The 13,729-nt window shown below is 63.2% G+C and carries 10 protein-coding genes; 5 read left to right on the top strand and 5 right to left on the bottom strand.

Annotated elements, in window-relative coordinates; all coding sequences use genetic code 11:
• Positions 1-8 precede the first annotated feature (8 nt).
• From P9236_RS09470 to P9236_RS09450, 5 genes are all read right to left on the bottom strand, one after another.
• Positions 9-1,307 (bottom strand): DUF6638 family protein, encoded by a 1,299-nt coding sequence (locus P9236_RS09470; RefSeq protein ID WP_278074357.1) that lies wholly within the window; start codon positions 1,305-1,307, stop codon positions 9-11.
• Positions 1,308-1,526: 219 nt separating this feature from the next.
• Positions 1,527-3,437: an ATP-binding protein gene (locus tag P9236_RS09465; protein ID WP_278074356.1), complete on the bottom strand. Its 1,911-nt coding sequence runs from the start codon at positions 3,435-3,437 to the stop codon at positions 1,527-1,529.
• Positions 3,438-3,459: 22 nt separating this feature from the next.
• A complete protein-coding gene (locus tag P9236_RS09460; RefSeq protein ID WP_278074355.1) occupies positions 3,460-4,605 on the bottom strand; it encodes a hypothetical protein in 1,146 nt (381 codons plus the stop codon).
• Positions 4,606-4,639: 34 nt separating this feature from the next.
• Positions 4,640-5,728 carry a hypothetical protein gene (locus P9236_RS09455; protein ID WP_278074354.1) on the bottom strand — a complete coding sequence of 363 codons (1,089 nt, stop codon included), beginning with the start codon at positions 5,726-5,728 and terminating at the stop codon, positions 4,640-4,642.
• A 390-nt stretch (positions 5,729-6,118) separates the two neighbouring features.
• Entirely contained in the window at positions 6,119-6,730 is a 612-nt protein-coding gene (locus P9236_RS09450) for a thymidine kinase (RefSeq protein ID WP_278074353.1), read from the bottom strand.
• A gap of 232 nt (positions 6,731-6,962) precedes the next feature.
• On the opposite strand from P9236_RS09450, the gene choX reads away from it, so the two are divergent.
• The 5 genes from choX to P9236_RS09425 all read left to right on the top strand — a co-directional run bounded on the left by choX (position 6,963) and on the right by P9236_RS09425 (position 13,513).
• Positions 6,963-7,898: a choline ABC transporter substrate-binding protein gene (choX, locus tag P9236_RS09445; protein WP_278074352.1), complete on the top strand. Its 936-nt coding sequence runs from the start codon at positions 6,963-6,965 to the stop codon at positions 7,896-7,898.
• A gap of 219 nt (positions 7,899-8,117) precedes the next feature.
• A complete protein-coding gene (gene choW, locus P9236_RS09440) occupies positions 8,118-8,972 on the top strand; it encodes a choline ABC transporter permease subunit (RefSeq protein ID WP_278074350.1) in 855 nt (284 codons plus the stop codon).
• Positions 8,969-10,150 (top strand): choline ABC transporter ATP-binding protein, encoded by a 1,182-nt coding sequence (gene choV / locus P9236_RS09435; RefSeq protein ID WP_278074349.1) that lies wholly within the window; start codon positions 8,969-8,971, stop codon positions 10,148-10,150. The genes choW and choV overlap by 4 nt, the downstream gene beginning before the upstream one ends.
• Before the next feature lie 106 nt (positions 10,151-10,256).
• Positions 10,257-12,293 (top strand): autotransporter outer membrane beta-barrel domain-containing protein, encoded by a 2,037-nt coding sequence (locus tag P9236_RS09430; RefSeq protein WP_278074348.1) that lies wholly within the window; start codon positions 10,257-10,259, stop codon positions 12,291-12,293.
• Positions 12,294-12,475: 182 nt separating this feature from the next.
• The gene (locus tag P9236_RS09425; protein WP_278074347.1) at positions 12,476-13,513 is read left to right on the top strand and encodes an MBL fold metallo-hydrolase; all 1,038 of its coding nucleotides are present in this window, start codon (positions 12,476-12,478) and stop codon (positions 13,511-13,513) included.
• Positions 13,514-13,729 lie beyond the last annotated feature (216 nt).

Genomic DNA, 13,729 nt, shown 5'->3' with positions numbered 1-13,729 from the left:
TCACCCCCTCAGTCAGTCAAGCCGTAAAGGCGCGCGCGGAACGCCGCCTTGTCCTTCAAATATGTGGTTTTCAGAACGTCCACAACATGCGATCGCCAGGCGTCGCTGAAGCCGTCGAAGTCCTTGTAAAAGCCCGGTTTGTTGAAGACGTAGCGCGAGACGAAGTCCTGCGGCACGAAATCCGAGATCAGCTGGTTGATGAGCCAGGCATCGGGATGATCGGGCCTGGCGCGCACGACCAGGAAGCGCTGGCGCGGCGGAACGTCCTCGACCTTGAGATGGCCGAACTGGGCGATCTCGCGCTTGGCGGCGTTGAGGAACGGGAAGTTGCCGTCGCTGGCAATCAGGTCGGCATGGCCGTGGATCCAGGTCTGCAGCCAGACCTTGTCTACATCCGTCAGGTTGCGGTTGGGCTCGGCGTCGCGGATCAGCGCCCGCACCACCATCTCGGCGCGATGCTCGAGATAGCCCGAGGCCTCGATCCAGGAGGCGCGCGGCAAGTCAAGGCGGCCGGTGGCGGCGAGGAAACGGAACACCTTGTCGGCGTCGTTGATCGACAGATAGCTCACTTGCCACGGCCGCGAGCGGCGGAAGCCCGGTGCTGCCGGGTCGCAGATCACCGTCGTCATATCAGGATCGACAAAGACATAGAGCCCGCCGAAATGGCTCGTCCAGTAGGCATTGTGGCGGAAGATCACCTGGTCGGGGACAAGCGCGTTCTCGCGGATGTCGCCGCAGATCTTGGCGAGATCGACCATGCGCTCGAGCATGGCGTTGTCGCGCCAGGCGTCGGGCTCCTGTTTCAGCCGGTCGACGAGCTTGCCGAGCTCGGCCGCCTTGCCCAGCACGTCCTCGGCCGACAGCACCTTGAACTCGACCTGGTTGATCGAAAGCAGATCCTCGATGTCGTTGACCTTGGGAACGGAGTCCTCGATCTCGCCGTAGATGACGTCCTTGATGGTCAGAGCGTCGATGGCGCGCTGGTTCTTGGACATGAATTCGAACATCAGCTGCGAGGTGTTGGAAAAGGCGGTGTGCACTACCGGCAGGTCGATCTGCGACGGCGTCAGGATGATGAAGCGGCGGTTGACCTCGTTGGGATCTAGATAGTCGTAGTCGCCGCATTCTTCGGCCACCTCGGGCGAGAAGCCGGTGCGGTCGATCTGGAAGCTTGTCAGCTTGGTGGGATCGAGGCCGAAGGCGACGAGCGCCTTGTTGTAGCGCTGGACGAGATGCGGCTCGTCGACGGCGAGCAGCCTGCCGTAGATCAGCTCGTTGTCGCGCAGCAGGTCGGGTTTTTTCTTCACCTATCCTTCTCCCCGTTCACGGGGAGAAGGTGCCCGAAAGGCGGATGAGGGGCGCGGACTTCCCTTCTCCCCTTGTGGGAGAAGGTGGATCGGCGCGTAGCGCCGAGACAGATGAGGGGTGTTGGCCGGAGTGCCGGCGGCGCCAAGCTGGAGCACCCCTCATTCGTCGCCTTCGGCGACACCTTCTCCCACAAGGGGAGAAGGGGGTGTTGGCGCAACTCACGCATTCCACAGCCCCTTCTTCTTCAGTTCCTCCATCTCGCGTGCCGCGCGCTCGCGCAGCCGCGCGTCGCGCAGGAGCTTCTCCACCGCGGCGTCGTCGGACTTGTCGGAATAGCGGAATTCGGAATCGGCGTAGCGGTTGATCTCCTGCATGACCATCTCCATCGAGAACGGGCCGCGCAGTTCCTCGATCATCGCCTTCTTGTCGTCGTAGCTCTTGTGCATAAAGGCTTCCGGCTTCTCGAACCAGTCGTCCGGCAGCTCGATGTCCATGGCGCGCATTTTTATGGCGTCGGTGACGTTCTTGATGGCGCGGCCGGTGAAGCGCGGCTCGGCGTCCTTGATCATGTGCAGATAGGTGCCGATGTCGGCCATGGTTTTCGGTGCGCCGTTTTCCTTCATGTAGCGTTCATAGACCTTCATCAGCCCGTCTTCCTGCGGCTTCTCGTGCTCCTCATAGGCCTCGGCCACGGCACGCTGGATCTCCTGCGCCGCGTAGAGCTCGTGGTCGCCCAGCGGGATCTTGTGGTTCTTGCCGGCAAGCAGCACGAAGATGTCGATGTAGTCGTCGCGGGTCTGCGGGCCGTCGACCAGCCAGCGGGCGCCGGCGCGCTGGCGCAGCGCATCGTCGACATTCTCGGGATAGTTGGAAAACATGCCGAAGGAGCAGTTGCCGCGCACCACGGTGGAAGCACCGGCAAAGGCGTCCATCAAGACGCCGGTGATTTCCTGCTGGCCGGCGGACGCGCGGTCGTCGGAGCGGCGCGCCGCCACTTGGTCGATGTCGTCGATGGTGCCGAAGCCGATGGTTCGCGGATTGAGCACGTTGTTGATGAACTGGCGACAGTTCTGGCCCGACTTGCCCTGATAGGACGAAATCTGGTCGACCCCGAAATTCTCGTAGACGAAGGGATAGCCGGCGACCTGGCAGTAGCCGTTGACGAGACCGGCGATCATCTGGATCAATGTCGTCTTGCCGGTACCGGGCGCGCCGTCGCCGATGAAGGTGAACAGGAAGCCGCCGAGCTCGACGAAAGGGTTCAACTCGCGCTCGAAATCATAGGCCATCAGCATCTTGGCCAGCCTGACCGACTGGAATTTGGCGATGTGGTTGCCGACGACTTCTTCCGGTTTCTTGAAGGTCATCAGCAGCGGCTTTAAACGCTTGCCGGGCGCCACGTCGAAGCCGTCGAGGGTGAAGTCGTCGACGTCGATGCGAATATGCGCATTCTCGAACGGGCCGATGCCGTCGAAGCGCCCTTTGCGCGCGAGCAGCCCATCGATGGCGACGCGGGCAAAGGCACGCGCCCGCGTCATCAGGTCGGCGTCGTCCTTCGAACCGGCAATCGCCTTGTCGAGCCCGGCCACGATAGACTTCACCGCATCCTGCGGCGTGTCGAAGAGGAAGTCGGGTTCGGGACTATCGTTCGGCGCCTCGCCGTCACTGTCGATCAGCTGGAACAGGTAGGAGGCGAAGCCGAAGGCCGAAACATAGGCCGCGGCCGACAACAGTCTCTTGAACCTCGCAGCCTCGTCGCCTTCGAGCGGCGCCCGGGCGTTCTTCGCCTGCAGGCTTTCGAGATCGGAACCCTCGGCGAAGACATCCGATATGGCCAGCGCGACGGCCAGGCCGCGGCGGGCGCGGAACAGAAGCGTGTGCTGCGGGATGCTCATCAACTGGTCGTCGGGATGAATTGCGGCAACCGTCTTCGACAGCTCGACTTCGCGCGTGCGCCGCACCGAGCCGACCGATACGGTCGAGACGAAGCGCCGGTTGGTGCCGGCGAGCGCGGTGCCGGATTCGCGCGCGGGGTCCTCCAGCACGACGATGCGGGTGATGAAGCTCTGCGCGGTAGCGCGGTGCCGTTCGATTGCCGCTTCCGAGATCGTGGTCAGCCCGGTGTCCATGAAGGATGCTCCGCGGTTGAAATCAGACGTCGCTGATGACCTGTCCGTTCGACAGGATGTGGACCTTGTAGCCGGAAAAGATCTTCTGCGCCTCGCCGGCGGCGTACAGCGCCTGATAGGCCTCGTGCGGGATCAGCGCGTGGTTCTCGTAGCTCGACACGCCCTGGCGCGCGGCTTCGAGGTCGTCGGTGTTGATGAAGAATTCCTGCGTCGTCTTCTCGCTGGAGAACAGGCCCTTGCGGCCGGGCTTCTCGCCCTTGGAAAAGACCTCCTGGATGGTCCAGGTGAGCAGCCAGGCGTTTTCGGGCTTGCGCACCTTGGCCAGGACCTCCGTCACCGTCGAATTGTTCTCGGTAATCCCGGCCGAATAGAAAGGTCCAAGCACGACGCGCCGCAGCTGCTTCGGGTGCAGCGGCTCGAAATCCTTGTCGAGATTGACGGCGATCGTCGCCGGCGACAGCGTGTAGGCCGAATTCTTCTCGGTGAAATCGTCGAAGCGGTGGGCAAGCTCGGGATTGAGCAGGCCGTCGACGGGAAGCGGAATGTCGACCCGCTCGTTGAGCTTGCCGTTGCCGTCTACCAGCTGGCGCACCATGCTTTCGGAGGAGTCCTCTACCGTCACCATATAGACGAGCGGCAGGTTGGCGCTGCCGTCGAACGATGCCCAATGGACGAGATAATAAGGCCGCATGGTCTTCGGATTGACCGAGACCTTCGCCGTCTGTGCCAGGATGAAGGGGCCGAAGGTCGCCTCGCTCCTGACGTCTTCCAGATAAAGCCGCTCGGCCATCGACTTCTGCAGCGCGGCGGGAAACTCCTTGTGGCGCAGGATGAAGTCGGCCATCTCCTCACGCAATTCGTCCGCCTGCGGGATGTTGGCCAGGCGGCTGTCCGCCTGGCGGCGGTCGTTCTCCAGTTCGAGCAGGTTCTGGAACACCGGGTAGCCGCTGTCGGCGCGCGATATGCGGAAGGTGTCCATGAAGCCCAGCCGGTTGCGCCAGCAGGCAAAGGACTTGTCCAGCCGGGCGATGTATTCGGCGACGATGTTGGCGACGATGCCGTGCCGGTAGAGCGGCGAGCGATCGTCGCGCATGAAAACTTCCAGCCCGCTCAGCGCCGCCGTGATGGCGGAGAAGTAGCGCGCCGCAGCTTCGTTTTCGGGGGTCATGGCGCTGCCCTGGAGAAGAATGCCGACACGTCGCCTACTGCTGCACGTAATTGGCGGCGTTGTGCTTCTTCATCACCTCGTCGAAGCGGCGGGCGAAGGCATCGTCGGCGAGCTTCTTGCGGCGCTGGATGTCGGCGCTCGCCACCATGTTCTTCTCATGCATCTCGAGCAGATCGCCGATATGCTTCTGCGAGGCGGCGCCGATGCCGGCCATCGTCTCTTCCGCCGTGTTGTCGACCTGGCTGCCCAGCGTGTTGATCTTGTGGGCGACGTCCTGCTGGGCTGCCGTCTTCAGCGAGTCTTCCAGCGCTTTGTAAAGGACGATGCGCTGCTCGGTGTCGATGGTGAGCTTGTTGATCAGCGTCGACTGCGCGGCGATCTGGTTGTTGAGGGAGTCCACGAATGTCTGGAACATCGAGGTATAGCGTTCCAGCGTCTGGCTTTCGGCGAGCAGCTCCTGCTCCTTGGCCTGCTTCTCGTTGTATTCGGTCGCCATCTTCGAGCGCTCGCCCTCGAGCTCGGTGCGCTCCTTCTGGGTCGTTGAGGCGGCGATCTTGTTCTCGATGTCGAGCAGCATCGGGTTGAGCTCCTCGATGCGCTTCTGCACCGCCTCGAGATTGGCCATCGTGGTCTTGCGGCGCTCGATCACCTGCGACAGGCTGGTTTCGGAGGTCTTGTAGCGCTGGTCGAGGATCTGCTTCTGGGCTTTCAGGATGCCGACGATGGTGTCGGATTTCGCCAGCAGTTCCTGCAGATTGCCGGCGAGCGACATGTTGCGCACGCGGTCGGTGCGCATGCGCTGCTTGCGCTGCGCGGAGAACACACCGACGAAGTTTTCCCAGCCGGTGTAGTTCTTCATGCTCTCGAATTCGGCGCCGAAGACGTTGGTGGCGTCCTCAAGCCCGATGATCAGGTCGGCAATGTTGCCTTCCATGACCTTCTGCTGCTTGAGCACGTCCTCGATGCGGGCGTTCTCGATGTCGAAATTGGCGTCGCCTATCTTCTTGTCGGCCTGGGCGAGCGTGTCGAGCACGCTCCCGGACTGCTCGATCTTGGTGCGCATGTCCTCAACGACCTGCTTGGTCTTGGCAATTTCGGCATCGAAATTCTGCAATGTCGCCATAGGGGCCTCCCGCATCGGCATCCGGTTTCGTCGCACGTGGCGGCGAATATATGTGGGGCCTCCCGAGATTGAAAGAAGGAAGCCAAGCAGAGGCGTCAAAACAAAAGAATTGGTCAGGCCCTTGAAAGACAAGGCAAGCATGCCAACCGCGAGTAATGCGCCTGACCTTCAGGCAGCTTCAGCTTATATGCCTTAAGCTCTTGTTTTTGCGGCGACCGGCATCGGATGGAGCAGCGGGCCAAACTCTTGCGGCAAGTCGCGGCAGATCATTCGATCGTCGGCCGGTCTATCGCCGGACGGCGCCTCTTGGAATGCCGGTCAGGGCTTCGGGCCGGCCCTGAGATAGGCAAGGGGTGGCAACCGGTTCCGACCGTCGACAGGCTCTCCGTTTCAGTTGCGGGCGAAGCCTATGAAGTCGTCTGGCGCGGCCCTGCCCATTTCCTCTTCCCAGTGCCGGCGGCAGAGCGAGACATAGACGTCCTTGCCGATCGCCACCTGCTCGCCCTGCCTCGCCACCTTGCCGTCGGGACCGAGGCGTACCACCATCGTCGCCTTGCGGCCGCAGCGGCAGATGGTGCGCACTTCGCGCAGGTCGTCGGCGATGGCAAGCAGCGCGCGAGAACCGGGAAACAGTTTGCCCTGGAAATCGGTACGCAGGCCGTAGCACATGACAGGGATGTTCAGCCGGTCGGCGATGCGGGCGAGCTGCCAGACCTGCTCCTCCTCGAGAAACTGCGCCTCGTCGACGAAGATGCAATGCACGGTCGTATGCTCGTGATGCTCGGCAACGCGGGCATAGAGATCGTCGCCGTCGCGGAACATCTCGGCCTCGGTCTCAAGGCCGATGCGCGACGAGATCAGCCCCTTGTCGCCCTTGCGATAATGGCCGGCGACGAAAAGCATCGTCGTCATGCCGCGTTCGCGATAGTTGTAGGACGCCTGCAGGAGCATCGTCGTCTTGCCGGCATTCATCGTTGCGTAGTTGAAGTAGAGCTTTGCCATGTGGGTCTTTAAGCCCACTTGTCGCAATGCGGGGAAGGGGGCGCCGGCTCCTTCCACCAAAAAAGCGCTTGCTTTGGAAAAGACGCTGCATGTCGCTGAATGGCCAGCGCGCGCCGTTCATCGTGATGTGGCCCCGCTTGAAACCACTTCAAAATGGTGTTTGGCTGACGAAACAAGGCGGTCGCAAGAACCGTGACTTCGGGCCGCCTCGAATTGCAATGGGAGAAAGTTAATGTCGCGTATGAAATCTTTCGTCGCCGGCCTCGGTCTGGCGGCGCTTCTGTCCACGACCGCCGCCTATGCCGGCGACCCGGCAAGCTGCAAGGCCGTGCGCCTGTCCGATGTCGGCTGGACCGACATTCAGGCGACCACGGGGCTGGCCTCGGTGCTGCTCACCGCGCTCGGCTACGAGGCGCAGGTGATCCAGCTTTCGGTGCCGGTGACCATGGCTTCGTTGAAGAACAAGGACCTCGACGTCTTCCTCGGCAATTGGATGCCGTCGATGACCAACGACATCAAGGACTACACCGCCGACGGCTCGGTCGAGACGATCAGCACCAACCTGACCGGCGCCGGCTACGGCATCGTCGTGCCGACCTATGTCGCCGACGCCGGCGTCAAGACGCTCACCGATCTCGGCAAGTTCAAGGACAAGTTCAACGGCAAGATCTACGGCATCGAGGCCGGCAATGACGGCAACCGCATCATCCTCGACATGATCAAGAACCCGGCCGACAACCTCGCCGGCTTCGAGCTGGTCGAATCGTCGGAGGCCGGCATGCTGACGCAGGCCGAGCAGTCGATGAAGAACAATGAGTGGATCGCCTTCCTCGGCTGGACGCCGCATCCGGTGATGGGCGCCATGAAGATCACCTATCTCGACGGCATGGGCGACAGCGGCTTCGGCGCCGCTACCGTCTACACCAATGTGCGCAAGGGCTACACCACCGAGTGCCCGAATGCCGGCAAGTTCATCGCCAACCTGAAGTTCAATCTCGACATGGAAGGCGAGATGATGGATGCGATCCTCAAGGGCGGCGACGCCCAGACGGTCGCGACCGACTGGCTGAAGAAGCATCCGGACGCGATCACTCCCTGGATTGCCGGCGTCACCACCTTCGACGGCGGCGATGCCGCCGCGGCTATCAAGACCGCGCTCGGGAGCTGAGTCGGCTTTGAGTCCGGCATGATCTCCGAAAAAGGGCAGCCATTGGAAAAGGCTGCCCTTTTTCTTAAAGCGCCGCGCTGAAACGGGTTCAAGCGACGCGCTTTAAGTCTCTGTTTTTGCGCATGTCATTTTCCCAAACCGCCGCACGCTTTTGGGTGACATGCATTAAGCTGCGAGACAATGACCGCACGACAAGTGCGGCGAAACCGAGAGGGGAAGATGGATCCGATATCGAAATTCCTTACCGACCACAAAATCCCGATCGGGCCATGGGGCAAGGCCTTCTTCGGCTTCCTCACCGACAATTTCGATACCTTCTTTCGGGCGTTCTCAAACGGCCTGAATTTCATCCTCGACGGGGCGGTGGACCTCCTGCTGATGGTGCCGCCGGTGCTGCTGGCGCTGGTCATCGCCATCGTCGCTTGGCTGTTGCAGCGCTCGCGGCCGCTCGCCATCGGCGTCTTCATCGGCCTGATCTTCATCATCAACCAGAACCTCTGGAAACAGACGGTGCAGACGCTGGTGCTGGTGGTCGCCGCCGCCGCCATGGCCATGGCCATCGGCGTGCCGCTCGGCATCTGGGCCGCGCACAAGCCGAAGGTCTACCGCGTCATGCTGCCGGTGCTCGACCTGATGCAGACGCTGCCGACCTTCGTCTACCTGATCCCGGTTCTGACGCTGTTCGGGCTCGGCAACGCACCCGGCCTGATCGTCACCATCATCTTCGTCATCCCGACCGCAGTACGACTTACCCATCTCGGCGTGGTTTCGGTGCCCACGGCGATCATCGAGGCAGGTGAGGCGTTTGGTGCCACCAAACGCCAACTCCTATGGAAGGTGGAGCTGCCGTCGGCGCTGCCGACGATCATGGCGGGGCTGACGCAATCGATCATGCTGTCGCTGTCGATGGTGGTGTTCGCGGCGCTCATCGGCGCCGGCGGCCTCGGCACCGAAATCAACCGCGCGCTCGGTTCCCGCCGCATCGACCTCGGACTTGAGGCCGGCCTCGCAATCGTCGTGCTCGCCATCGTGCTCGACCGGATGACGCGCATCGGCGTGGGAGGCAAGAAATGACCGTCGCGGTTGACTTCAGGAATGTCGATATCGTCTTCGGCGCCGATCAGGCCGGTTCGCTTGCGCTGATCGACAAAGGCGCCACCCGCGCCGAGATCCTTGAGAAGACCGGCAACGTGCTGGGCTGCGCCGGGGCCAACCTCACGGTGAATGAAGGCGAGATTTCCGTATTGATGGGCCTGTCGGGCTCCGGCAAGTCGACGCTGCTCAGAGCCGTCAACCGGCTCAACGTCGTGTCGCGGGGACAGGTGCTGGTCAATGACGGCGACCGCACCGTCGATGTCGTGACCTGCGACGAAGCGACCTTGCGGCGGCTGCGCCAGAAGCAGGTGGCGATGGTGTTCCAGCAGTTTGGCCTGCTGCCGTGGCGCACCGTCGAGGAAAATGTCGGCTTCGGGCTCGAGCTTGCCGGCGTGCCCGATGCCGAGCGCAAGGCGCGGGTCCAGAAACAGCTGCAACTCGTCCATCTCGACCAATGGTCGAAGAAATACGCGCATGAGCTTTCGGGCGGCATGCAGCAGCGCGTCGGCCTGGCGCGTGCCTTCGCCACCGAGGCGCCGATCCTGCTGATGGACGAGCCGTTCTCGGCGCTCGACCCGCTGATCCGCACCAAGCTGCAGGACGAGCTCCTGCAGCTTCAGGCAGAGCTGAAGAAGACCATCATCTTCGTCAGTCACGACCTCGAGGAGGCGCTGAAGATCGGCAGCCACATCACCATCATGGAAGGCGGCCGCATCGTGCAGACCGGCGCGCCGGAGGACATCGTGCTGCGTCCGGCCAACGACTATGTCCGCGACTTCATCGCCAACGTGAACCCGCTTTCGGTGCTGACGGCGTGGAACGTGATGCGCGACCGCCGCGATCTGGAACAGGGCGAAGACGGCTGGGTGTGGCTCGACCGGCGCAAGACGACGCGCTTCAAGATCGACGAGCATGGCCTGGTGGCGGCGGCCGAACGCGACGGGAAGCCGGCGGTATGGGTGTCCTGCGCCGATGTCGAGCGCCAGCCCGAGGAAGGGGCGCAGGTGTTCTGGGCCAATCCCGGCACGCCGCTGAAGACGGTGATGCTGGCCATGCATCGTTCGCAGACCGCCCCGGTGGCACTCTTCGACGAAGGCTCGCGCTTCGTCGGCGCGATCGGCATCCGGGACGTGCTGAGTGCGGTGCTCAGGCGGTAGGCATTTTTCGCACGCGTCCAAACAGAAGTTTTGGCGCCGCCTCCTGCTTGTTTTTCGCGTTCGTCGAGCGCAGAATCCTTTCGTTGCGTGCCCACGCGTCAGGGGGGTGATACCGACGTCGCATCGAGGGCTTTCCGGCGCGGTCGCGCTGTCCGCTCTCGCCGCGGTCTCGCTTGGAAGCGGCGCGGCGCTTTCCCAAAGTTTTGTCGTCGGCAACGACACGACTGCCGGCCAGAAGACGATGACCGGCGCCGGCGAAACCGGCGTCGTCAGCCCAGCGGGAGCGATCGAAACATCTGGCGCCGGCGTCGATGCGGTGCGGATGTTCGGCCCGGCCCAGACGTTCACCAACCACGGTCTGGTTGAAACGTCGGGCGGCGGCGCCATCAATGTGGATTCGCAAGGCTCGGACGCAAGGATCCTCAATGACGGGACCATCCTGGCAATAGGCGATGCATCCATCGGTATCCTGTCGGCGGGCGACAACGCGCACATCGTCAACGATGGCGCGATAGAAGCGCTGGGTATCGCTACATACGGCATCATCAGCAACGCGCCCGGCGGGCGTATCGACAACCACGGCTTCATCGGCGTTGCCGGCACCGCGGCCGCGGGTATCATCGGCGCCGGGCCGGACCTGAGGGTTTCCAACAGCGGGTCGATCGAGGCTTTCGGTATCGCCGCTGCCGGGATCATCTGGCAGAACGACGGCCTGCGGGTGGATAATTCCGGGTCGATCACCGTGTCCGGTTTGGCCTCCATCGGCATTGGCGCCGGCGGCAGCGATGCCGCAATCGTCAACAGCGGCGGCGTCCGCGTTTCCGGCACGGGCGCGACAGGTATCGGAACCCTGTTCGGCAATGCTACGATCACCAATTCCGGCTCGGTCGTCGTCGACGGCGTGAGCGCAGTGGGCATCGCCGCGCTGGGCAGCAATTCCGTCATCACCAATTCCGGCCGCGTCCTTAGCGACCAGAGCGCCGCAATCTTCTTCGGCGCGCCCGGCGCCACGCTCAATCTTTTGGGCGGGACGGCCATACAGGGACCGATCGTTTTCTCCGGCGGCGGCAACACCGTGAGCTTCGGCCCCGCGCTGAACGCTGTCATGAGCTTCGCCGGATCCGGTCTGCCGCAGACCATCCTGACCGGCGGCAGGCCGTTCGTGACGAGCGGCGACAGCGTGGCGGTGGTCGACATCACCGGGTTTGCGAGCAGCGGGCCGCTCATCGAAGACCTTGCCGACGGCATAGCTGGCCTCGTCGAAGCGCGCATGCCTGATCCAAGCGGCGAGATATTCGCGCCGCACAGCGGTCAGGACGCCTGGATCTCCACGTTTGGCGCGGCACGCTCCCAGGGCGGCTCTGGCGCGTCGGCCGGATTCAGCGAGACGCTGGGCGGCGTCGTCGCCGGTGCCGAGAGGCGCTCGGGCGACGGCTTCCTGGGCGGTGTGCTTCTGGGAGGCGCTGCCGGATCGACAGAGGTCGACGACGATGCGCAGGAGATCGTCCATCGCAGCGTGTTTGCGGGCGGCTATCTGGGCTACGACGGAGGCGCGCATTTTGCCGAGGCGACGTTCGTTGCGGGCGTGCTTGAGGAGCGGAGCCGCGGCCGTGTCGCGAACAACCTGGTGCTCGGTGGCGTAGAAACGGCGCGGGCCGATTTCAACGGTATCTTCCTCAGCCCGTCGGTCACGCTCGGCACGCGGCTGCCGGTCGTGACCGGCACGCTGATACCGAGCGTTCGGCTGCGTTACGTGGGACTGTTCGTCAACGATTACGCGGAGACCGGTTCGGACGGCGATCTCGCGGTCTCGCGGCGCGACGTCAACGTGCTCGAGGCGCGCGGCCAGCTCGCGCTGGCTTTGGCCCCCGTCAGCACGCGGAGCCAGAAATGGCAAACCACGCTTCGCGCCGGGATCGATGCGATAGCGCAAGACAGCGACGACCTGTCGGCGACGCTTCTCGGCCAGGACATCTCTTTTGCTGGCGGCGGCAGAAAGACGGTGCTGCGCGGCTTTGCCGGCGCGGACGTCGCCGCGGAGGTGGGCGCCGGCATGACCCTGAACGCCGGCTTCGAAGCCGGCTACGGGAGCGACAATGCCTTCACCCTCCGGGGCAGGGCTAGGCTCAGCAAGGCCTTTTGACGGAGTGCGCGAACCGGCGTCTGCGTACGGGTTTGGAGATTGTCACTCCGTGGCTGCAAGGAACATCCGCACCGGCATATATTTTTCGAAATCCATTCCTGTTTGGCACGTCTGTGCGGTAGGGTATTGCCGCGGCCGCGCGGACGTCGCCCGACGGTGCAAAATGCAGCGGGTTAATGCAAATGATCTTCCGTCAGCTTTTCGATTCCGTTTCGGGCACCTATTCCTACCTGCTCGCCAGCCGCCGCGGCGGCGAGGCGCTGATCATCGATCCGGTGCTGGAGAAGGTCGAGCGCTACCTGCAGCTGGTCAACGAGCTCGACCTCAGGCTAGTGAAGGCGGTCGACACGCATCTCCATGCCGACCACATCACCGGTCTCGGCGCGCTGCGCGACAAGACGCATTGCGTCACCGTGATGGGCGAGCAGACCAAGGCCGACGTCGTGTCGATGCGGCTTGCCGACGGCGACAAGCTTGCCATCGAGGGATTGGCGCTCGACGTCATCTACACGCCCGGCCACACCGACGATTCCTACAGCTTCATGCTGCCGGACCGGGTCTTCACCGGCGATACGCTGCTCATCCGAGGCACCGGCCGCACCGACTTCCAGAACGGCGATCCGCGCCTGCAATACGAGTCGATCTTCGGTCGTCTGCTCAAGCTTCCCGACGAGACGCTGATCTTCCCGGCGCATGACTACAAGGGCGAGACCGTGTCGACGATCGGCGAGGAAAAGGCCTTCAACCCGCGCCTACAGGTGAAGTCCGTCGACGAGTATGTCGACATCATGAACAATCTGAAGCTGTCCAATCCGAAGATGATGGACGTGGCCGTGCCGGCCAACATGCGGGTGGGGCTGCATCAGGACGACATCGCCAGCCGCGGCTGGTCGTTGACAGCCGAGGAGGCGCTGGCGCTGGTCGGGCGGCCCGATGTGGCGCTGATCGATCTGCGCGAGCAATCCGAACGGGAACGCCATGGTGTCATCCCCGGCGCGATCCATCTGCCCTACGCGCGGCTGCAGGAGAACATCGCTCCTGGCGGCATGCTGCATGAGCTGGCGAAATCGACCAGCCGGCAGATCCTGTTCTACTGCGCCTTCGGCGAGCGTTCGGCGATGGCCGTGCAGGCGGCGCAGGATGTCGGGATTTCGAGTGCCCGCCACATCCAAGGCGGCATCGATGCGTGGAGAAGGGCCAGCGGCCCGCTGATGCACTAGGGTGTGCCGATATTCAGGTGGTGCCGGCCTGCAAACGATGTCTTTCTGCGCTTCCGGTGCTCACGGACTCAACGTCCGCTGCGCTCCGGCCTTCGCCGGCCGAAGCCCTCGCAAGGGTCTCCGCTCTATGAAGGCTACGGGGTTGTGTGCGTCAAGTTCTGCAAAAAAGGGGCGGCCATATTGCTGGTCATGCGGCTTGGCGTAGAGCGAGCTTCT

It is taken from the genome of Mesorhizobium sp. WSM4884, assembly GCF_029625675.1.
Lineage (GTDB): Bacteria > Pseudomonadota > Alphaproteobacteria > Rhizobiales > Rhizobiaceae > Mesorhizobium.
Note: the sequence above shows the minus strand (reverse complement) of the source record. Positions and strands in the feature narration are given on the sequence as shown.

Excerpts from the sequence above, each read along its gene's own strand:
- choX (WP_278074352.1), top strand. The coding sequence starts at position 6,963 with ATGTCGCGTATGAAATCTTTCGTCGCCGGCCTCGGTCTGGCGGCGCTT.
- P9236_RS09465 (WP_278074356.1), bottom strand. The coding sequence starts at position 3,437 with ATGGACACCGGGCTGACCACGATCTCGGAAGCGGCAATCGAACGGCAC.
- P9236_RS09450 (WP_278074353.1), bottom strand. The coding sequence starts at position 6,730 with ATGGCAAAGCTCTACTTCAACTACGCAACGATGAATGCCGGCAAGACG.
- P9236_RS09455 (WP_278074354.1), bottom strand. The coding sequence starts at position 5,728 with ATGGCGACATTGCAGAATTTCGATGCCGAAATTGCCAAGACCAAGCAG.
- P9236_RS09460 (WP_278074355.1), bottom strand. The coding sequence starts at position 4,605 with ATGACCCCCGAAAACGAAGCTGCGGCGCGCTACTTCTCCGCCATCACG.
- P9236_RS09425 (WP_278074347.1), top strand. The coding sequence starts at position 12,476 with ATGATCTTCCGTCAGCTTTTCGATTCCGTTTCGGGCACCTATTCCTAC.
- choV (WP_278074349.1), top strand. The coding sequence starts at position 8,969 with ATGACCGTCGCGGTTGACTTCAGGAATGTCGATATCGTCTTCGGCGCC.
- choW (WP_278074350.1), top strand. The coding sequence starts at position 8,118 with ATGGATCCGATATCGAAATTCCTTACCGACCACAAAATCCCGATCGGG.